The sequence below is a fragment of the Hamadaea tsunoensis DSM 44101 genome (assembly GCF_000428945.1).
Taxonomy (GTDB): Bacteria; Actinomycetota; Actinomycetes; order Mycobacteriales; family Micromonosporaceae; genus Hamadaea; species Hamadaea tsunoensis.
Genome location: NZ_AUAX01000026.1, coordinates 60,194 through 80,858, shown reverse-complemented (window position 1 = coordinate 80,858; position 20,665 = coordinate 60,194). Strand labels below are relative to the sequence as shown.

The 20,665-nt window shown below is 71.6% G+C and carries 18 protein-coding genes; 9 read left to right on the top strand and 9 right to left on the bottom strand.

Features of this window, described 5'->3' with window-relative positions; translation table 11 throughout:
- Window positions 1–168: 168 nt before the first annotated feature.
- From G401_RS0130835 to G401_RS0130815, 5 genes are read right to left on the bottom strand one after another with little or no spacing between them, the layout of a single operon-like run.
- Window positions 169–1,482, bottom strand: coding sequence for a DUF58 domain-containing protein (locus G401_RS0130835; RefSeq protein WP_027345522.1), 1,314 nt, complete (start codon window positions 1,480–1,482; stop codon window positions 169–171).
- A complete protein-coding gene (locus G401_RS0130830; RefSeq protein ID WP_051367385.1) occupies window positions 1,479–2,474 on the bottom strand; it encodes an AAA family ATPase in 996 nt (331 codons plus the stop codon). Before G401_RS0130830 ends, G401_RS0130835 begins: the two co-directional genes overlap by 4 nt.
- The gene (locus G401_RS0130825) at window positions 2,467–3,885 is read right to left on the bottom strand and encodes a DUF4350 domain-containing protein (protein ID WP_027345520.1); all 1,419 of its coding nucleotides are present in this window, start codon (window positions 3,883–3,885) and stop codon (window positions 2,467–2,469) included. The genes G401_RS0130830 and G401_RS0130825 overlap by 8 nt, the downstream gene beginning before the upstream one ends.
- The gene (locus G401_RS0130820) at window positions 3,882–4,538 is read right to left on the bottom strand and encodes a DUF4129 domain-containing protein (protein WP_027345519.1); all 657 of its coding nucleotides are present in this window, start codon (window positions 4,536–4,538) and stop codon (window positions 3,882–3,884) included. Before G401_RS0130820 ends, G401_RS0130825 begins: the two co-directional genes overlap by 4 nt.
- Complete coding sequence (locus G401_RS0130815) at window positions 4,535–5,353, bottom strand: hypothetical protein (protein ID WP_245601897.1); 819 nt, start codon at window positions 5,351–5,353, stop codon at window positions 4,535–4,537. Before G401_RS0130815 ends, G401_RS0130820 begins: the two co-directional genes overlap by 4 nt.
- 155 nt (window positions 5,354–5,508) lie before the next feature.
- Here G401_RS0130815 and mtrA point away from each other — a divergent pair, with 155 nt between their 5' ends.
- The 5 genes from mtrA (at window position 5,509) to hpf (ending at window position 11,448) form a co-directional block, all read left to right on the top strand.
- Window positions 5,509–6,198 carry an MtrAB system response regulator MtrA gene (mtrA, locus tag G401_RS0130810; protein ID WP_027345517.1) on the top strand — a complete coding sequence of 230 codons (690 nt, stop codon included), beginning with the start codon at window positions 5,509–5,511 and terminating at the stop codon, window positions 6,196–6,198.
- Window positions 6,199–6,322: 124 nt separating this feature from the next.
- The gene (gene mtrB / locus G401_RS49575; RefSeq protein WP_084557816.1) at window positions 6,323–7,987 is read left to right on the top strand and encodes an MtrAB system histidine kinase MtrB; all 1,665 of its coding nucleotides are present in this window, start codon (window positions 6,323–6,325) and stop codon (window positions 7,985–7,987) included.
- On the top strand, window positions 7,987–9,942 hold the full coding sequence (locus G401_RS0130800) for an LpqB family beta-propeller domain-containing protein (RefSeq protein WP_027345516.1): 1,956 nt from the start codon (window positions 7,987–7,989) through the stop codon (window positions 9,940–9,942). Before mtrB ends, G401_RS0130800 begins: the two co-directional genes overlap by 1 nt.
- A gap of 108 nt (window positions 9,943–10,050) precedes the next feature.
- Entirely contained in the window at window positions 10,051–10,641 is a 591-nt protein-coding gene (locus G401_RS0130795) for a ComF family protein (protein ID WP_211240889.1), read from the top strand.
- Between the two features lie 201 nt (window positions 10,642–10,842).
- Window positions 10,843–11,448 (top strand): ribosome hibernation-promoting factor, HPF/YfiA family, encoded by a 606-nt coding sequence (gene hpf / locus G401_RS0130790; RefSeq protein WP_027345514.1) that lies wholly within the window; start codon window positions 10,843–10,845, stop codon window positions 11,446–11,448.
- A gap of 75 nt (window positions 11,449–11,523) precedes the next feature.
- On the opposite strand, the gene G401_RS0130785 is transcribed toward hpf, so the two are convergent.
- Both G401_RS0130785 and G401_RS49570 read right to left on the bottom strand, forming a co-directional pair.
- Window positions 11,524–12,639, bottom strand: a complete 1,116-nt coding sequence (locus G401_RS0130785; RefSeq protein ID WP_051367382.1) for a GNAT family N-acetyltransferase — start codon at window positions 12,637–12,639, stop codon at window positions 11,524–11,526.
- Window positions 12,636–13,208 carry a GNAT family N-acetyltransferase gene (locus tag G401_RS49570; protein WP_051367381.1) on the bottom strand — a complete coding sequence of 191 codons (573 nt, stop codon included), beginning with the start codon at window positions 13,206–13,208 and terminating at the stop codon, window positions 12,636–12,638. The genes G401_RS0130785 and G401_RS49570 overlap by 4 nt, the downstream gene beginning before the upstream one ends.
- Window positions 13,209–13,379: 171 nt before the next feature.
- Here G401_RS49570 and secA point away from each other — a divergent pair, with 171 nt between their 5' ends.
- The gene (gene secA / locus G401_RS0130775) at window positions 13,380–16,229 is read left to right on the top strand and encodes a preprotein translocase subunit SecA (protein ID WP_027345512.1); all 2,850 of its coding nucleotides are present in this window, start codon (window positions 13,380–13,382) and stop codon (window positions 16,227–16,229) included.
- A gap of 95 nt (window positions 16,230–16,324) precedes the next feature.
- Here the strand turns inward: secA and G401_RS0130770 are convergent, their stop codons facing one another.
- On the bottom strand, window positions 16,325–16,843 hold the full coding sequence (locus G401_RS0130770) for a DUF6912 family protein (protein ID WP_027345511.1): 519 nt from the start codon (window positions 16,841–16,843) through the stop codon (window positions 16,325–16,327).
- A 138-nt stretch (window positions 16,844–16,981) separates the two neighbouring features.
- Between G401_RS0130770 and G401_RS0130765 the strand changes: the two genes are divergently transcribed.
- Entirely contained in the window at window positions 16,982–17,242 is a 261-nt protein-coding gene (locus G401_RS0130765; RefSeq protein ID WP_027345510.1) for a helix-turn-helix domain-containing protein, read from the top strand.
- Between the two features lie 109 nt (window positions 17,243–17,351).
- A complete protein-coding gene (locus G401_RS49565; protein WP_157546597.1) occupies window positions 17,352–17,819 on the top strand; it encodes an Rv3235 family protein in 468 nt (155 codons plus the stop codon).
- Window position 17,820: 1 nt separating this feature from the next.
- Here the strand turns inward: G401_RS49565 and G401_RS0130755 are convergent, their stop codons facing one another.
- Window positions 17,821–18,717 (bottom strand): hypothetical protein, encoded by an 897-nt coding sequence (locus G401_RS0130755; RefSeq protein ID WP_027345509.1) that lies wholly within the window; start codon window positions 18,715–18,717, stop codon window positions 17,821–17,823.
- Between the two features lie 194 nt (window positions 18,718–18,911).
- Here G401_RS0130755 and pruA point away from each other — a divergent pair, with 194 nt between their 5' ends.
- On the top strand, window positions 18,912–20,540 hold the full coding sequence (gene pruA, locus G401_RS0130750) for an L-glutamate gamma-semialdehyde dehydrogenase (RefSeq protein ID WP_027345508.1): 1,629 nt from the start codon (window positions 18,912–18,914) through the stop codon (window positions 20,538–20,540).
- The last annotated feature ends 125 nt before the right edge of the window (window positions 20,541–20,665 follow it).

Here is a 20,665-nt window from a genome sequence, read left to right as displayed (position 1 = left end):
CCCCAAGATCCCGCCCGACCCCAAGATCCTGTTTGGATCAGGGAAATCACCCGAATCATGGACCAAGATTCGGGTGAAAAACCTGATCCAAACGGGATCTTGGGGCCGGGCCGGGCCGGGCCGCGCCGGGGCAGGGCGGGGCGGGGCGGGGCCGGGGCGACACGATGGTCAGAGGCGGCCGGTGGCTTTGAGGTCCAGGTAGACGTCGGTCACCTCGGACGCGAACCGGTCCGCGGCCGCGTCGAGGACGCGTACGCCGTGCCGTGACAACGACCGCACGACCAGCGACCGGTCTTCGCGGGCGCGCAGCCCGGCGACCCGGCGGTAGACGGCGGACGCGTCGGTGGGCGGCGTCTCGATCAGCTCGCCGATGATCGGATCGTGGACGGCCGCGACCAGCACGGTGTGCCGCGCGGCGAGCCGGGGCAGCACGGGCAGCAGGCCTTCGCCGAGCGCGCCCGGTTCCAGCGCGGTGAACAGCACGACCAGGCTGCGCTTGCGCTCGGTACGCAGGATCTCGCTGGCGATGAGTTCGAAGTCGGTCTCGGCGGTGGCCGGGTGCACCGGGGCGAGCGCGTCCACGAGCCGGGTCAGCAGCGCCCGGCCGGCCGTACGCGTGACCGTGGCCCGGACGCGTTCGTCCGCGACGATGAGGTCGACCTGGTCGCCGGCCTTCTCGGCAACGGCCGCCAGCAGGAGCGCGGCGTCGATCGCGTGGTCGAGCCGGGGCACGTCGCCGACGCGTACGGCGCTGGTGCGACCGCTGTCGAGGACGCAGACGACCCGCCGGGACCGCTCCGGCCGCCAGGTCCGCACGACGACGTCGTTGCGCCGCGCGGTCGCCCGCCAGTCGATCGACCGGACGTCGTCGCCGACCACGTACTCGCGCAGCGCGTCGAACTCGGTGCCCTGTCCCCGGCCGCGGATGGCGGTCGCGCCCTCGACCGTGCGCAGTTTGGACAGCTTCTCCGGCAGGTGGCGGCGGGAGTCGAAGCGCGGCAGCACCCGCAGTGTCCACTGTGGCGTCATCGCGTCGGCGCGGGCGTGGCGTACCTGCTTGAAGGCGAAGGACCACGGCCCGTAGGCCCGCAACGTCACGCGTACCGCCGGTCGGTCGCCCCGGCGGGTGGGGTGCAGCCTCGCCGGCAGAGTCACCGTCGCGCCCGGCTCCAGCTCGACCGTCTCCGCGTACGCGGCCTGTCCCGCCGAGGGCACCCAGGCGTCCCGGACCCGCAGCTTGTACGCGTACGGCGTGGGGTTGTGCACGAGCAGGTCCACGACGGCGTCCTCGCCGAGCCGCACGACCTTGGCGCCCGACCGGCTGAGGGTGAGGGCGGCGGGGCTGGGCGTGGCGATCAGGTCGCCAAGGCTGACGAGGGCGACCAGGCCGATCAGAATGAGCAGCGCGAGCCAAGGCCAGGGCAACCACCAGACGGTGAGCAGCCCCGCGGCGAACAGCAGGGCCGGCTTCCAGGTGATCATCGCGGCGTCGGTACGCCGGCCAGCACGGTGTCCAGCACTGCGTCCGGGGTGACGCCTTCCAGCTCGGCCTCGGGGCGCAGCCGCAGCCGATGCCGCAGCGTCGGCCGGGCCATGATCTTCACATCGTCGGGCGTGACGAACTGCCGGCCGGCCAGCCAGGCCCACGCCTTGCTGGTGTTGAGCAGGCTCGTGGCGCCGCGCGGGGAGGCGCCGAGCTCGACGCTGGGCGTGGTGCGGGTGGCCCGGCACAGGTCGACCAGGTACGCGAGCACCCCGTCGGCCACGGTCACCTTGCGGACCTGCTCGCGGGCGAGCATCAGCTCGGCCGGGCCAGCGACCGGGCCGATCCCGGCGGCGCGCAGGTCGCGCGGGTCGAAGCCGACGTGGTGGTTGCGCACGACGCCGAGCTCCTCGTCGCGGCTGGGCAGCGGGACGGTCAGCTTGAGCAGGAACCGGTCGAGCTGCGCCTCCGGCAGCGGGTACGTGCCCTCGTGCTCGATCGGGTTCTGGGTGGCGGCGACCAGGAACGGCTCGGGCAGCCGCCGGGCGACGCCGTCCACCGAGACCTGCCGCTCCTCCATGACCTCCAGCAGCGCGGCCTGCGTCTTGGGCGGCGTCCGGTTGATCTCGTCGGCGAGCAGCAGGTTCGTGAACACCGGGCCCTCGCGGAACTGGAAGTTGGCGCCGCGCGGGTCGTAGATGAGCGAGCCGGTGACATCGCCGGGCATGAGGTCGGGGGTGAACTGCACCCGCTTCATGTCCAGCGACAGCGCGGCCGAGAACGCCCGTACGAGCAGCGTCTTGGCCACCCCGGGCGGGCCTTCGAGCAGCACGTGTCCCTGGCAGAGCAGGGCGATCGCGAGCCCGGCGACCACGCCGTCCTGGCCGACGACCGCCTTGGCCACCTCCAGGCGCAGCCGGTCGAAGGCCGCCCTCGCGGCCTGGTCCTCGTCGATGCGGGCCGCGTCGACGTCGGGGGTGAGCTCAACCACGGGTGTCTCCTCGTTCGGGGTCGTACGTCGGAGTGCTGACCAGCGTCAGCAGGCTGTCCAGGGCGCGGGCCAGCTCGACCAGCTCGGCGTCCTTCTTGGGCAGGTCGTCCGCCAGGACCGCCAGGTATTCCGCGGGATCGCCGCCGTGCCGGGCGGCGATCGCCCGGGCCAGCGTGTCCGCGTCGGCGGTCGGCGGGAGGCCCAGCGCCGCCGCGATCCTCGGTCCGGTCTCGCGGCGCAGGGTCTGTGATCCGGTCAGGACGGCGCCCGCCCGCCGGTAGAGCCGCGCGCGGCCGAGCACCGTCTCGGCGCCCTTGACCGCGAACGGGATCGGCTCGGCGACCGGCGGCCCCAGCCGCCGCCCGCGCCACAGCGCCAGCAGAAGCCCCAGCAACAGCAGGCCCGTGAGGGTCGCCCAGAGCCCGGCGGGGAACAGGGTCCAGATGGGCGGCTGGTCGGCGCCCGAGGCCTGGTCGTCGTCCGACCCGCCGGAGCCGCCGCCACCGTTCGACCCGCTGCCGCCGTCGCCCTGGCCGGAGCCGCCGCCGTCGCCCGTGCCGGTGCCGTCCCCGCCGGGAGCCAGCGACGGGGGTACGCCTTCCCCCGCCGACGCGTTCGGGTCCACCTGGGGCCCGGCCTCGCGCCGGTGGACGTCCAGCCACACGACCCGGGAGTGGCCCGACAGCAGGCCGACGGCGAACGCCGAGTTGTCCACCTCGTCGATGCGGTCGTTGCGGAACGGGTCGACGCTGCCGGCCACGGTCAGCTCGGTCGACTGCCAGCCGACCGAGGCCAGGCCGCCGCCGTAGCAGGAGCGGAAGTCCGTCACGTCCGCCCCCGGCGCGTACGCGGTGCGCAACGCGGCGGCGGGGCCGGCCCGGTCGACGAGGTCGATCTCGCACCCGCCGGCCGTGTCGTCGTCGCGATCCATCACGGCCGACGCCCATCGGCGACCGCTCGCGACGACCGGTGCGTCCGCCCGGTTCAGCTCGTCGGTGCCCGGTTCGACCAGGACGACCCGCGTACCGGTGGGCAGAAGGCTCAGCATGGTGAGGTAGCCGGTGGGCATCAGTTCCGGCGCGGGCACGAACAGCGTCGCGTCCCCCTTGTACGCCGACACCAGCGCGTCCGACGTGCTGGTCTGCCGTTCGACGGTGATTCCGTTGGCGCGCAACCGGTCCGCCAGCTTCGACGAGCCGAGCGGCGCGGTGCTGCCGGGGGAGAGGAAGGACAGGTCGGTCCGGTCCGGCTCGTTCAGGGCGTGCAGCACGATCGTTCCGGCGACGAGCAGGAACAGCACCGAGAAGGGGATGACGACCCGGTGCCGCCGGCGGCGTCGCTTCGGCGTCGGCGTTTCGGCCGCCGGGGGTGCGGGGGCCGCGGTCGCTGTCGTGGTCACCGTGGCGGTCATCGGTTCACCAGCCGCTCGTGGACGTCGTGGGCGTAATCCCGCATCCGGTCGTCGTGCTCGGCGGTGGCGGCGTGCTCGGCGTACCAGACCTCGCTGAACAGGCCACTCGCCGCCCGCAGCGGTACGCCGACCGCCGGCCGCGCGGTCGCCGCCGCCCCGGCCAGTTCCGCGACCGTCCACCCCGGACGGTTCTCGACGACCCCGTTCTGGACGAGGTCGCGTACGGCCGACCGGTAGCGTTCGCGGAGCGCCTCGGCGTACCGGCCTTCGGCGGCGAGCCGGTCGGCCAGGGACAGGTAGATCTCGGCGGGCACGGCCGGCAGCTCGTCGGGCGAGGCGATCAGCTCGGCGATCTGTTCCTCCACAGTGGCCGGGCCGGACTTCGCGGCCCGCCGCCGGCGCCGCCAGAACCGCAGGTCCGGCCAGCGGAACCGGGGCCGCCGCCAGTGCGGCCACCGCAACCGGGGCCGGCGGAGGCGCCAGCGCGGGAACCGGGCCCGCCGCCGCCAGAAGCCCCGGCGGGGAATCCAGGCGGGGAAGAAGTACCAGAGCGCGGCGACGAGCGCGGTCACCGCCACGAGGACCAGCAGCAGCAACGGCAACGAGAGCAGGTCGGACAGCATCGCCACGAACTCGGTCCAGGTGCGGCTCACACCGTCACCGCCAGGTGCGCCGGGCTCAGCGGGGCGGCCGTGCGGCTCAGCGCGATGTCGAGTCCCTCCGTGCGTACGCGTGTCTCCAGGTGCAGGACGGCGTCCAGACCGGCCAGGGTGGCGTACGCGAAGGAGTTGGCGACGGCCGTGAAGGCCCCGGCGACGAGGAGCGGGACGGTGTGGCCGCGCAGCCCGACGAAGTCGGCGACGGCGAGCCCGCCGAAGAGGAAGGCGAGCCGCAGCGGCAGCCAGCCGAGGTAGCCGAGCAGCCGGATGCCGATCGGCCGCCCGCCGGTACGAAACAGCATCTTGACCCCGCGCCCGAGCCCGCCGAACACCCCGCGGCGGTCGATGACCAGGGCTGGGACCGCGAGCCCGAACAGTGGGTACGCGATCACCCAGCCCAGCGGCAGCAGCGTGACAGTGCCGGTGGTGATCCCGGCGATCAGCCCGATGAGGACGGCGCCGGCCAGGTCGCCGAGGCGGAACGCGGAGCGGGCCGGGAGCGCCTGGCCGACGAAGGCGGCGGCGGCCGCCCGGCCGGCGACCACCCCCAGCAGGGCCAGGATCAGGGATTCCAGCCCGGCACCGATCGCGACCGCGCCCCAGGCCGGCCCGACGAGCTTGGTGGGGTCGGGCAGCACCGCGCCGTCGAAGAACTCCCGCCGCAGGAAGAACATGACGGCCTGCTCGGCGACGCTGAGCAGGAGCGCGACCGGCACCAGTACGCGGGCCGCGCCTCGGGTCACGTCGACCGCCGTGTCGAGCAGCTCGCCCACGGTCAGCGGCCGCAGGGGAAGGGTCCTCGCTGGCACGCGCGTCATCGTGGCACGCGCGCGCTCGTCCCGCGTACCCGTGTGGACGCGGTGCGAGGTGTTTCAGGGTCTTTGTCGGAAATATCGGCGGGTCACCGTTAAAGATCCGCACGGCGGCTGTGAGCCGGGCTGGGCAGGGTGCATTATTGGTCCCCATGAGACCCCGGGTTCTAGTGGTGGACGACGATCCCGCCCTTGCCGAGATGCTCGGCATCGTGCTGCGCAGCGAGGGCTTCCTGCCCGCCTTCGTGGCCGACGGCGAGCGGGCGCTGGCCGCCTTCCGCGAGGCCCGGCCGGACATCGTCCTGCTCGACCTCATGCTGCCCGGGATGAGCGGGATCGACGTATGCCGGGCGATCCGTGCCGAATCGGGCATCCCGATCGTCATGCTCACGGCGAAGAGCGACACCGTGGACGTGGTGCTGGGCCTGGAGTCCGGCGCCGACGACTACGTGGTCAAGCCGTTCAAGCCGAAGGAGCTCGTGGCCCGCGTACGCGCCCGGCTGCGCCGCGGCGAGGACAACACGCCCGAGATGCTGACCATCGGCCCGCCCGGCAACCAGATCTCGATCGACGTTCCGGCCCACACGGTCACCCGGGACGGCGAGGAGGTCAAGCTGACCCCGCTGGAGTTCGACCTGCTCGTGGCGCTGGCCCGCAAGCCGCGCCAGGTCTTCACCCGCGAGGTGCTGCTGGAGCAGGTCTGGGGCTACCGGCACGCCGCCGACACCCGCCTGGTCAACGTCCACGTCCAGCGCCTGCGCGCCAAGATCGAACCCGATCCCGAGCGGCCGGAAATCATCCTGACCGTTCGCGGGGTGGGGTACAAGGCGGGTACCAGCTAGCCTGGGTACTCCTATGAGCGCACCCCCCTCCCCGCCCCCCGCACCGGCACTGGTCACCCGCCGTGCGGTGAAGCGTGCGGTCAAGCAGGCGCTGGTCAAGGCCGGTCCGGTCGGCCGGAAGCTGATGCCGCCGCTGACGGTCGCGTACCGCACCTGGCGCCGGTCGCTGCAGCTGCGGATGGCGCTCATCACCGTGGTCCTCTGCGGCGCGCTGGTCGGCGGGTTCGGCTGGCTGGTCGCCGAGCGCAACACCTCGGCCCAGATCCGCGGCGCCCGCGACAGCGTCCGCGTCCAGCTGGACAACGGCCGGGAGTACGCGACGGGCCAGCTGACCGGCTACACGGTGCCGAGTTCGGCGGTGAACGCGCAGGTCGAGAGCATCCTGTCGCGCCTGATGATCACGCCTGAGCAGGGCGGCGGCGTCATCGTGGCGATGTCGGCGGAGGCGGCCGAGGCGACGACCACGGACTCCCGGCTGTTCACCGGCTTCAAGACCGCGCCCCGGTCACTCAACCTGAACGGCGCGATCACCCCCGAGCTGCGCCATGAGGTCGCCGGCCGGGGGAACATCGCCAGCCAGATCGTGTCGGCGCAGATCGCGTCATCCGAAACCGGCGTCACCATGGGCCGGCACACCTACCTGGTCTTCGGTACGCCCGTCGCGACCCGCTGGGGCCAGCTGGAGCTGTACTACCTCGTGCCGATGGACACCGCCGAGCTGGTCAGCAAGGACTTCCGGACGTCGGTGCTGCTGCTCGGCGCGCTGCTGGTCGTGCTGCTGGTGGCCGTGGTCATGCTCGTGACCCGGCTGGTCGTCTCGCCGATCCGGATCGCCGCGCGGACCGCGCAGCGGCTGTCGGCCGGGCTGCTCGACCAGCGCATGACCGTCGTCGGTGAGGACGACCTCGCCCTGCTGGCCAGCTCGTTCAACCAGATGGCGGCCAACCTGCAACGCCAGATCACCCGGCTCGAGGAGATGTCCCGGCTGCAACGGCGGTTCACCTCGGACGTCTCGCATGAACTGCGTACGCCGCTGACGACCGTGCGGATGGCGGCCGACCTGCTGCACGGCGAGCGCGAATCGTTCGACCCGGCCGTGGCCCGCAGCGCCGAGCTGCTGCAGCACGAGCTCGACCGGTTCGAGAGCCTGCTGTCGGATCTGCTGGAGATCAGCCGGTTCGACGCCGGGTTCGCCATGCTCGACGCCGAGCCGGCCGACCTCGTGCCGATCGTGCACCGGGTGGTCGAGCGGCTGGCCTCGGTCGCCGAGCGGGCCGGCGCCGACGTCGAGGTACGCGCGCCGCAGGCCCCGGTCGTCGCCGAGGTGGACGCCCGCCGCATCGAGCGGATCCTGCGCAACCTCGTCGGCAACGCGATCGAGCACTCGGAGGGCCGCCCGGTCGTGGTGACGCTGGCCGCCGACCCCCAGGCCGTCGCGGTGACCGTCCGGGACAACGGCATCGGCCTGAAACCCGGCGACGAGAAGCTGGTCTTCAACCGGTTCTGGCGGGCCGACCCCTCGCGGGCGCGGCAGACCGGCGGCACGGGCCTGGGCCTGTCGATCGCGCTGGAGGACGCCCGCCTGCACGGCGGCTGGCTGGAGGCGTGGGGCGAACCGGGCCGTGGCGCCCAGTTCCGCCTGACCGTCCCGGCTCGGGCCGGTGACCGGCTGAGCGGCTCGCCGCTGCCCCTGATGCCGAGCGGCAGCGCGATCGGCGACACGGCCGACATCCCGCTGCAGTCGATCGCCGAGCTGGCCGAGGCCGACCGGACCGCGGGGGTTTCCTGATGGATCGTCGTACGCTGCTGCGGGCCGTCGCGCTCGGCAGCCTGAGTGCCGTGGCCGGCTGCGGTGTGGCCTCGCGCAACGGAGTCGTCGTGGACGGCCCGGGCCCCTCGGCCGGCCAAGGCGGTACCGCGCCCGGCGGAAGCCAGCCGCCCCCGTTCAAGAGCGGCCTGACCCCGGAGGCGCTGATCCAGAACTTCCTGCGCCAGGGCGCGGGCGACCCCGGAGATCTCGCCTCGGCGATCGAGTCCTACCTGTCGTACCTCGGGGGCGACTTCGAGCCGACGATGAAGAACCAGCTGGCCGACGCCGCGCACACCAAACTGACCGTCGTCTGGTACGACTCGGAGATGCTGGCCGGCCAGAGCCCCGCGATCACTCCCCTGGGCAGCACCGGATACGCGGTCTCCCTGCCTGTGGTGGTGTTGGGAACGCTGAACCAGAGGTGCGTCCTCGAACCGCCGGCGTCCGGCCAGACAACGCCGCGCATCGACTTCACCCTGACCAAGTACGATGACAAGATCCACGGCGAGACGCTACGCATCTCCAACATCAAGAATGCGCCGCCCGGGATGATCATCTCGTCGGACGCGCTCGCGGACTACTACAACTATCGCAGCGTCTACTTCTGGGACGCCGCCGGCGAATGCCTCGTCCCCGACCCCCGGCACGTTCCGATCGTCTGGGACGAGGGCGTCCGGCGCAAGCACCTCATGGAGTGGCAGATCGGCGACCCGGTGAGCTGGCTGGCGTCGGGCGTCACCTCGCTGACGCCGGGTGCCACCGATCCGCCCACCATCGTCGGCAAGAACATCGTGGTGAACATCTCCCACCAGGTGCTGCAGAACGGGCAGGGCCAGGTCGACGCCTCGCGGGTGATCACGCAGCTCACCTGGACGCTGTACGACGACGCGATCCGCCTCGGCGCGTTCTCGCCGACGGCGGAGTCGCCGATCAAGCTGCGGATCGACAGCACCGACAACCGCACCGGCGGCCGGTTCTACATGGACAACCTGACGGCGGCCCGGACCGAGGGCCGCGCGGCGGCAGCGTTCGCCATCCTCGACAAGGACCACAAGGTACGCCGCCTGCCGTCGGGCAACGCCGAGGACGGCAGCCCCGTTCCGCTGCTGGAATCGGCCGATCCCGCCAAGACGCAGAACAAGGACGTCGAGTGGGCGGCGATGATCCGCGACCGGGCGCACGAAGACGAGGGGCCCGCGACCATCGCAGTCGTCCACCGCGACAAGAGCGGCTTCAGCCTGCGGGTCGGCGCCGCGCGGCGTGACGGTGCCAAGGCGGGTGACGACTTGGCGGTGCTGCGCGACGTCAAGCTGACCGGCCAGAAGTTCCTGCGGCCGGGCTTCTTCGACGAGCGCATGATCGTGGCGGTCTGCGACGGGCGGCTGTACTGCGTACCGCGGGACGGGAAGGCCTCGGCCACCCTGGTCACGGTGCCGAACGTGGACGGGGTGATCCAGGCGTTCGCACTGGCCCCCGACGGTCGCCGGATCGCGCTGGTGACCGCGCGCGGCCTGTACGTCGCTGCGCTCTCGCGCTCCGGCCAGGCTGTCGCGGCCGGGCCCGCGCAGCGCATCTCGACCATCCTGGACCAGCTCAGCGGGGTGGCCTTCACCTCCGAGAACTGGTTGGCGATCTCCGGCCGGTACCCCTACAACCAAACGCCGCGCATCGTGGAGATATCGCTCGACGGCGGCCTCGTCGGGCGTACCAGCAGCAGCCCTTGGTACGCGAAGATCCAGGGCACGCCGGTCATCACCTCGCTGACCGCGCACCCGGACGCGCCCAACACCTTCGGACGGGCTCGCGTCTTCTACACGGCCAACGGAGCCGCCTGGGAAGCCAGCGGTACGCCGACGGAGCTGACCCCGGAGCTGGAGACGCTGGCACCCGTACCTCCCCACGAAACCGCGGTGAACGCCTTCTTCCTGGAGTGACTCGTGCTCGGTACGCTCGCGGACCTGCTCCTGCCGACCGCGTGCGCCGGATGCGACGCCACTTCAGTTCCGCTGTGTAGTGGGGTGTGTTCCGAGTGTGTCGAGGTCATGGTGAACCTCGTCCCGCACGAGACGAGGCCGACACCCGCCCCGGCCGGACTTCCACCGTGCCACGCCCTGGGCGCGTACGCGGATCCGCTGCGCTCGCTGGTGCTCGCGTACAAGGACCGGGGGCGGCACGGGCTGGCCCGGCCACTCGGGAACCTGCTCGCCGCCGTGGTGGCGTCGGCATCGGCGGACGGCGTACCGGTGCTGCTGATCCCGATCCCGGACACCCCGGCGGCGGCCCGCGAGCGGCACGGCGATCACATGGCCCGGCTGGCCCGCACCACGGTACGCGCGCTGCGTGCGAACAACATCGACGCACGCTGGGCGTACGCGTTGAAAGGTTTGAAGAAGGCCGATTCGGCGCACCTGTCCGCGGTGGAGCGCGCGGCGGCGGCGCGCAACGCGTTCGCGCCGCGGGGGCGCCGGCCGGCGGCGGACCGGCGGGTGATCCTGGTGGACGACGTGCTCACGACGGGTGCGACCCTCGCGGCGGCGGCCGGTGTTCTGCGACACGCCGGTGTCGCGGTCGCCGCGTGCGCGACACTGGCCGCGACCCGGCGTAAAGATCCAGGCCGGGGCTGCGACGTTTGAGCGTCCAAGCCCCGAACGGGCGAATCGCGGGCGAACGGTCTTGGGCCAAAGGATGACGAGCGGGCCACGAACAGCTAGCGTCAGAGGCCAGAGCTAGTCCCGCTCCCCCGGGGGAGCTTGCGGAAGGAAGGAGGCCGCAACGTTCCCGCCCCGAGCGAGGACGCCGGGGCGCCACCACAGAAAGACCGTGGGAGGTCAGGCGTGGACATCGTCGTCAAAGGTCGCAACGTCGAGGTACCCGATCACTACCGGGTGCACGTCGCTGACAAGCTGCAAAAGGTAGAACGCTACGACCAGAAGATCCAACGCATCGACGTCGAGCTACTCCACGAGCGCAACCCGCGACAGTCCGAGCACTGCCAGCACATCGAGATCACCTGCGTCAGCCGAGGGCCCATCATCCGGGCCGAGGCGACCGCCGGCGACTTCTACACCGCCCTCGACCTCGCCGCCGCCAAGCTGGACTACCGCCTGCGCCGTGCCGCGGACCGGCGGCGCGTGCACCGGGGCCTCAAGTCGCCCATCTCGGTCGGCGAGGCCACGGCCGGGTTGCCGATGTTCGAACCACCCTCCGCCGACGGAATCTCCGTCGACGGCCACGGCGTCGATCACGACGAGGACCAGCCGTGGCACATCGTGCGGGAGAAGGAATTCTCCGCCGTCCCGATGACGATCGACGACGCCCTGTACCAGATGGAACTGGTCGGGCACGACTTCTTCCTGTTCAACGACAAGGACTCCGGCCGCCCGAGCGTGGTCTACCGCCGCAAGGCGTACGACTACGGAGTCATCGCGCTGGCGCTGTAGGACGCCCGCCGCGCCCGGCCCCTCACGCCTGGGGGCCGGGCGGCCTCGTCTCCGGGCACCGCTTCCCGCGATGTCCTACTTCCCGCGGAAGCGGACCCACTGGATGTCGTCCTCACGGGTGCCGTCGCGGCCCGGCAGGCGTTCCTTGCAGTACGCCTCCTGCTCGAAACCGGCGCGCCGCAACACATTGTGCGAACCGGTGTTCGTCGGATTCGTGCCCGCGATGACGCGGTACATGCCGGCGTGGCCGAACGCCCACTCCGTGATCAGGTCGACCGCGCGGGTGGCGAAGCCCCGGCCCCGGAACTCGCGGCGCAGGCTGTAGCCGATCATCGCCTCCTGCAGCGGCGGCACCGGATGGAACAGTCCGATGTCGCCCGCGAAGGCGCCCGTCGCGGCGTCCGTGACGACCAGGTCGGCCCGGGCGCCGGCGAGCCACTGGCCGGCCGCGTGCGCGCAGCGTACGCCGATCTCGTCCCGACCCGACGGGCCGAAGCTGGTCGCCGCGACCTCGGGCAGGTTGAGCAGCTCGAAAATATCGTCGGCGTCCCCGGCGACCAGCGGCCGCAGCGTCACCACCCCGTCGCTCAGTACGCCGCCCGGCAGGTCCGGCAGCCCCGGCGGGACCGGCGTACCGTCGTCGGTCCGCAGGCGGGCGAACGCGACGAGATCGTGCCGGGTGCAGACGCCGTCGCGGACCTTGCGCAGGGCCTGCCGGCGTACGCCCTCCCGGCGGAAACCGGCGGCCAGCGCGACCCGTTGCGACGCGATGTTCTCCCATTCGGCGCAGACCTCGATGCGCTCCAGTCCGGCGGCGAACGCGGCCTCGGTGAGCGCCCGGACGGCGGCCGTCGCGATCTTCCGGTTCCGGGCGGCCGGCGCGACCCAGTAGCCGAGTTCGGCCTGCGCCCGGTCGGGCAGGACGCGCTGGACACTCGCGCCGCCGAGGAACTCGCCGGTCGCGGGGTCGGTCACGGCGTACCGGCGGCCGCCCGCCTGCCGGAACTGCCGCGCGCCCTCGGTGCACCAGTACAGCGCGTACCCCGGGTCCATGGGGATGGGGACGCTCGGCAGGAAGCGGCGGGCGTCCGGATCGTCGAGCGCCGCGGCGACGGCGGTGGCGTCGGCGGCGACGGGGTCGCGCAGCAGGAGGCCGGGAGCGGTGATCCGGGCCGGCAGCTCGTACGTCATGAGACGAGGTCGCGGGGCAGGTACGACGCGATCCAGGCGTCGAAGCGGCGGCCGTGCGCGGCGCAGCCGTCCCGCAGCACGCCCTCGAAGGTGAAGCCGGCCTTCTCGGCGACGCGGCGGCTCGCGTCGTTGCCGACGTGCGCCTTCCACTCGACCCGCGCCAGCCCGAGCTCCTCGATCGCGTACCGGGCCACGAGGCGCAGCGCGGCCGTCATGTAACCCCGGCCCCGGGCCGGCGGCGCGGTGAGGAATCCGATGTCGGCCACCTGCGGATCGGCCGTCACGCGCAGGTCGATCTGGCCCGCGTACGCGCCGTCCGGCCCGGCGAGGACCCAGCAGCCGCCCTGCCGACGCTGCCACCAGCCGGGCGCGTACTCGGTGATGAAGCCGACCGCGCGGTCGTGGTCGTAGTCCGGCGCGATCGTCGTCCACCGGAGGGTCTCCGGATCGGTGCACGCCGCGACGAGGCCGTCCGCGTCCGCCGACTCCGGTACGCGAAGAGTGATCTTCTCGCCACGGTCCGTGACGGCATGTAAGGTCGGCTGCGGAGAGTCGTAGGGGCTGCTCATGACCCGAGTCTGCCACCCCGGCAGCGGGGTGTCCGGCGGGGTGCTCGCGGTATACAGTGCCGGTATAAGCGGTTTATGCCGCTTTTGGTGCACGGCCCTCGGTCGGGGTGGGAGATACGCCGTTACTCCGCCTAGGATGGGTCGGCAGACCATCTAGGGGAGCGCTGACCCGTGTCGATTTTTGAGAAGATCCTCCGTGCCGGTGAGGGTCGTATGTTGCGACGCCTGCAGGCGATCGCGACCGCGGTGAACTCGATCGAGGACACCTACACCGAGCTGACCGACGCCGAGCTGCGCGAGCTGACCGACCAGTTCCGGGATCGCTTCGCCGACGGGGAGACCCTGGACGACCTGCTGCCCGAGGCCTTCGCCACGGTACGCGAGGCCGCCAAGCGCGTGCTCAACAAGCGTCACTACGACGTGCAGATCATGGGCGGTGCCGCGTTGCATTTCGGCAACATCGCCGAGATGAAGACCGGTGAGGGCAAGACCCTCGTGTCGACGCTGCCGGCGTACCTCAACGCGCTCTCCGGCCAGGGCGTCCACGTCATCACGGTCAACGACTACCTCGCCCAGCGCGACGCCGAGTGGATGGGCCGGGTGCACCAGTTCCTCGGCCTGACCGTCGGCGTGGTCCTGCCCAACCGGCCGGCCGCCGAGCACCGCGCCGCGTACGAGTGCGACATCACCTACGGCACGAACAACGAGTTCGGCTTCGACTACCTGCGCGACAACATGTCCTGGTCGCAGGAGGAGCTGGTCCAGCGCGGGCACAACTTCGCGATCGTCGACGAGGTGGACTCGATCCTCATCGACGAGGCGCGTACGCCGCTGATCATCTCCGGCCCGGCCGAGCAGTCGGCGCGGTGGTACACGGAGTTCGCCAAGGCCGTGGCCCGCCTGTCCCGCGGCAAGGACGGCGAGGGCGACTACGAGGTCGACGAGTCCAAGCGGACCGTCTCGATCACCGAGTCCGGCATCGAGAACATCGAGCGGCGCCTGGGCATCGACAACCTCTACGAGTCGGTGAACACCCCGCTGGTGGGCTACCTGAACAACGCCATCAAGGCCAAAGAGCTCTACAAGAAGGACAAGGACTACATCGTCTCCGACGGCGAGGTCCTGATCGTCGACGAGTTCACCGGCCGCATCCTGCACGGCCGCCGCTACAACGAGGGCATGCACCAGGCCATCGAGGCCAAGGAGAACGTCGAGATCAAGCAGGAGAACCAGACCCTCGCGACGGTCACCCTGCAGAACTACTTCCGCCTCTACGAGAAGCTGTCCGGCATGACCGGTACGGCGCAGACCGAGGCCGGCGAGTTCAACAAGGTCTACAACGTCGGCGTCGTCTCGATCCCGACCCACCGCCCGATGGTCCGCAAGGACCAGCCGGACGTGATCTACAAGTCGGAGAAGGCCAAGTTCGAGGCGGTCGTCGAGGACATCGCGGAGCGCCACCAGAAGGGCCAGCCGGTCCTGGTCGGCACGGTCTCCGTCGAGAACTCCGAGATCCTGTCGCAGATGCTGCGCCGCAAGGGCGTCGCGCACTCCGTCCTCAACGCGAAGTACCACGCCCGCGAGGCCGAGATCATCGCGCAGGCGGGTCGCAAGGGCGGTGTCACGGTCGCCACCAACATGGCCGGCCGTGGTACCGACATCCTGCTCGGCGGCAACCCCGAGTTCCTCGCGGCGGCCGAGCTGCGCCAGCGCGGCCTCACGGAGGAAGAGCACGGCGACGACTACCGCAAGGCGCTCGACGAGGTCATGCCGAAGTGGGAGGAAGCGTGCGTCGCGGAGGCCGAGGAGGTCACCGACGCCGGCGGCCTCTACGTCCTCGGCACGGAGCGGCACGAGTCCCGGCGGATCGACAACCAGCTGCGCGGCCGGGCCGGGCGGCAGGGTGACCCGGGCGAGTCCCGGTTCTACCTGTCGCTGCAGGACGAGCTGATGCGCCGGTTCCGGTCGGGTGCCGTCGAGGCGGTCATGGACCGGCTCGGCCTGCCGGACGACGTGCCGATCGAGTCGAAGATGGTCAGCCGCCAGATCCGCGGCGCGCAGACCCAGATCGAGGCGCAGAACGCCGAGATCCGCAAGAACGTCCTCAAGTACGACGAGGTCATGAACAAGCAGCGCCAGGTGGTCTACGCCGAGCGCAAGCGCGTCCTGGACGGCGAGGACCTGCACGACCAGGTCCGGCACATGCTCGACGACACCATCGAGGGCTACGTCCAGGGTGCCACCGCCGACGGCTACGCCGAGGACTGGGACCTCGACCAGCTCTGGACCAGCCTCAAGCAGCTCTACCCCGTCGGTATCACCGTCGAGGAGCTGATCGAGGAGGCCGGCGGCGACCGCGCCGGGATCGACGCGGACTTCCTGCGGGCGCAGCTCCGGGAGGACATCCACGCGGCGTACGAGCGCCGGGAGGAGCAGCTCGGCACCGACGCGGTGCGGGAGCTGGAGCGCCAGGTGCTGCTCGCGGTCATCGACCGCAAGTGGCGCGAGCACCTCTACGAGATGGACTACCTGCAGGAAGGCGTGGGCCTGCGGGCATACGCCCAGCGTGACCCGCTCGTCGAGTACCAGCGCGAGGGCTTCGACATGTTCGCCCAGATGATGGAGGGCATCAAGGAGGAGGCCGTCGGCTTCCTGTTCAACCTTGAAGTCCAGGTCGAGCAGGCCGAGCCCGCGGCGCCCGCCGAGTCGCAGATCAACCTGAGCCTGCCGGTCCCGGTCTCCGAGGCCGCCGTCGAGGTCAAGGCCAAGGGGCTCGGCGGTTCCGCCCAGCCGCGCAACCTGAGCTACACCTCGCCGGCCGAGGGTGGCGGCGCCAAGGTGGAGCAGGCCCCGGCCCTCGGCATCGGGACCGCCGCCGCGCAGGGCCGCAAGCCCTCACCGCGGGGCGGCGCGCGTACCCAGGCGCAGTCGAGTGAGGTCGGCGTCGCCGCCTCCCGCAACGCCCCCTGCCCGTGCGGCTCGGGCAAGAAGTACAAGCGCTGCCACGGCGCCGCTTCCTAATCACGAGTACGCGTCAACGGGGCCGTCCGATTCGTCGGACGGCCCCGTTCGCATTGGCCGATCAGGAATTCGGGCCGGTCGGGAATTCGGGTCGGTCAGGAGTGGCCGACGCTGTTCAGGAGCTCGTCGAGCTCGCTCGGCGCGTACCAGAGCAGATCGTGGTCCTCGGCGCCGTCCACGGTGAACTGGGCGTCCGGATCGCCCGCGGCCGCCTCCTCGACGACGTCCGCCGCCGCGGCCACGTCCGCCTCGGCCTCCGCGTCGTCCACGTGGTACGCCGCCACCGCCGTCAGCCGGACCTCGCCGCCGACGCGTACCGTGCTGGAGCCGAGTTCGCCGTCGGACGGGCGTACCGTCGCGGCCGGCACGTCCGCGGAGACGACGACCCGTCGCCGGGCGGCACCGTGGTCGGCCCGCAGCAGCCGCAGCGCGTCCTGGGCGGCCCGGGTGAACGCCACGAACTCCAGCTCCTCCTCGTCGCCCTCGACGTACCACTCGCGCAGGGCCGGTGTCACCGCGTGGGCCGCCGCCGGCTCGACCAGGCCGGCGGACCGGGCCTGGGCCAGCATCGGCAGCGTCGCGGCCAGGTACACCCGGACCATCTCGTTCGCCACCCTGGGCACCTCCCTGAATGAAGTCTGTGTGTGTATTTAGTACACCCGGGCCGCGTGGCGCGGGGGACCGGATCGGGGCTTGCGTCGCCGCCATCCCGTGGCAAACTGAAGCAAACGCGGTCTGGATGAGGTTTTCGGATGGAACAACGCCGTTTCCTGGAGTTGAGCGACGTGGCCGAGGAGCTCAACATCTCCTTCGCCCAGGTCTACGCGCTCGTGCGCCGGGGCGACCTGCCCGCGATCAAGATCGGCGGCCGGGGCCAGTGGCGGGTCGAGCGGTCGAGACTCGAAGACTTCATCTCCCGCATGTACGCGGAGACCGCCGACTTCATCAAGGACAACCCGTTCGTCGGCGGCGAGGCCGAGACCGCGGCCGCCTTGCGGGCTGCGAACTCTTGACCCTCCCCTGTAGAGTGCCCTATAACTGAATCGGGCTCACGCAAACACAGGCAAACTCAAGATCCGGCAAGCAGGCGAGGGAGACCACGATGACGGCGGAGGTTGGGCGATGACTGCGGTGCATCGGCTACTCCCGGCGCCGTCGCACGAGCCACCTTATGTGGACCCGGCGACCGACGCGGCGGCCGCCCCGCCTCTACCGCTGGAGGCCCTGGTCGGCGCCTCGGGCGTGTGCCAGACGGCCGCACGGCGATTCCTGATGCTGTGCCTGGAGGTCTGCCAGGGATTCCGGCCGAGCGGCCAGCTCGCTCGCATCTGCCGGCCCGCCGAGGCCATCCAGATCACCGAGGAGATCTCCCGGCTCGCGCGTCGGGTCGCCGAACTCCGCCCCGCCAACACGGCCGCCCGCTCGGGTGCCGTCGTCAAGCCCCGCCGGCTGCGCGTCTGCGAGCCGCGTCCGGGGATCGGGGAGGCGGCGGTGGTGCTGAACGCGTACGGGAACGTGATCGCGTTCGCCTTCCGGATCGAGCGGCAGGACGACGGCAACTGGCTCGCCACCGCCGCCGTTCTTCTCTGACCTACTCGGTCGGGCGCTTGATGGAGCGGCCGTAGCCGATGAGGGCGGCCAGCGTACCGATGAAGAAGACGACCAGCGCCTGATTTGTCCGGTTTCCCTCGCCCCAGGCGTACAGGGTCTTGTCGAGCACGCTCACCTCGGACGCCATCGACAGCAGCCAGCTTCCGGCCAGCCGCGTGAACACCTCCGCGGCCCCGATCACGAGGCCGGGCAGGCCGCCGGCCAGCGCGTACGCCCAGGGCTTGAAGGAGCGGCCCCGGACGAGCAGGTAGCCGACGATTCCCGCCACCAGGCCCTCGACCAGGGCGGTGGTCATGCCGACGTAGCCCGAGGCGCTGTAGTTGTGCGCGGCCGTGCCATCCCCGCCGAAGAGCTTGAGCAGCGGGGAGGCGACCGGGCCGACGCCGAACACGTACTCGAGGATCAGGACGGGCAGGGTGGCGAGCAGGCCGGCGGCGATCATGCGGACCGGGCGGGCCGCGCCGATCGCCCCGCCGATGCCGCCGGCGATGACGACGGTGGCCGCGAGCGCCCGGGCGGCCGAGGCCTGGATGCCGTACGCCAGCAGGATGGGCGCGGCGGCCAGGGCGCCCACGACGGCGCCGGTGCCGACCGCCACCAGTACGCGGGTACGCGTCGCCACGAGCGGCGCGGTGATCGCGAGGCTGACCGAGGCGGCGCCGAAGAGCGCGGCCTGGACGAGGGCCGGGAGGCTGAGGACGGCGGTGGACAGGGCCACGTCGCCGGCCCGGCCGTGCAGGGAGCCGTGGCCGACGGCCAGCGTGACGGCGAGCCACACGAGGCCGATGACGGCGACGGCGGTGACGGCGCCGCTGCGCGCGGGCGTCGTGGCGGCGCTGGTCACGGGCTTGCGTTCGGCGAGGCCGGACTGGCTCATGGGGTACTCCTTGTCGAGGGGCGGCCTGAAGCCTATCGAAGGTCGGTAGGAGGAGTGGGCAGCGTGTGACGCAAGGGGCGCACGGTTGTGCGGTCGCCGTCACACGGGGTGCCGGGACCAGGCATTCGACGGGCCGGAGCGTGCGAGGATGGCCACGAGGCATTGCCACTGTCGTCAAGGTCTGGGAGCACTCGATGGACGCCCTCTTCGTCACGCCGGAACCTCGCAACGAGCCGGTACGCGGCTACGCCCCGGGTAGTCCGGAGCGCGTGAGTCTGGAACGCCGCCTCGGCGAACTCGCCGCCGACCGGCTGGATCTGACCATGACCGTCGACGGCCGGCAGCGGATGGCGAGCGGGGCGGCGATCGACGTCGTCCAGCCGCACCGGCGCGCGCACGTGCTGGGAGTCACCCACAATGCGACTAACGCGGACGCGGTGGCGGCGGTGACGGCCGCGAAGAAAGCTGCCCCGATGTGGCGGGAATTGTCCTTCGAGGACCGCGCGGCCATCTTCCTGAAGGCCGCCGAGCTGCTCGCCGGGCCGTGGCGCGACACCCTCAACGGGGCCACGATGCTGGGGCAGTCGAAGACGGTGCAGCAGGCCGAGATCGACGCCGCCTGCGAGCTCATCGACTTCCTGCGCTTCAACGTCCACTTCGGTCACAAGCTGCTGGGCGAGCAGCCGCAGTCGTCGCCAGGCGTCTGGAACCGGTTCGACCACCGGCCGCTGGAGGGCTTCGTCTACGCGGTGACGCCGTTCAACTTCACCGCGATCGCCGGCAACCTGCCGATGTCGCCCGCGCTCATGGGCAACACGGTGGTCTGGAAGCCGGCCACCACCCAGCAGTTCGCGGCGCATTTCATCATGCGCCTGTTCGAGGAGGCCGGCCTGCCGCCCGGCGTCATCAACATGGTGACCGGGGACGGCATCGCGGTCTCCGAGGTCACGCTGGCCGATCCGGACCTCGCCGGCATCCACTTCACCGGTTCCACCCGCGTCTTCCAGCACCTGTGGCAGCAGGTCGGCCAGAACATCGGGGGCTACCGCAGCTACCCGCGGATCGTCGGCGAGACCGGCGGCAAGGACTTCGTGCTGGCGCACCCGTCGGCCGACCCGGCCGCGCTGGTCACCGCGCTCGTCCGGGGCGCCTTCGAGTACCAGGGCCAGAAGTGCTCGGCGGCGTCGCGGGCGTACGTGCCGCGGTCGCTGTGGGAGGGCGGCGTCCGGGACGACCTGGCGGCCACCGCCGACTCGCTCACCTACGGCGACGTCACCGACCTGCGCAACTTCGGCGGCGCGGTCATCGACGCCCGGGCGTACGCGAAGCACAGCGACGCGCTGGAGATGGCGGCCAAGTCCGACGTCTGCACGGTCATCGCCGGCGGCACCTGTGACGACAGCGAGGGCTTCTTCGTCCGGCCGACCGTCATCGAGTGCACCGACCCCGCGCACGAGGTGTTCACGACCGAGTACTTCGGGCCGATCCTCGCCGTGTACGTGTACGAGGACGCCGACTTCGAGGCGACCGCCCGGCAGGCCGAGAGCGTCGCCCCGTACGCGCTCACCGGCTCGATCTTCGCCAACGACCGGCGGGTCGTCGAGTGGGCGACGAACACGATGCGGTTCGCGGCGGGCAACTTCTACATCAACGACAAGCCGACCGGCGCCGTCGTCGGCCAGCAGCCGTTCGGCGGGGCCCGCGCGTCGGGTACCAACGACAAGGCGGGCTCCTGGCAGAACCTGGTCCGCTGGATGTCGCCGCGCACGATCAAGGAGACCTTCGTGCCGCCGACGGATCACGCGTACCCGCACATGGGATGAGCCGGGTACGCCCTCCGTGTACCCGACGGCTGCCACGCCGCGTAACGGCTGACCTCTGTGGAGTGATGAGTCGGCCGATGTTGTCCACAGCCCGGGCGCAGCGATTGACCGGCGCGGGCTGTGGC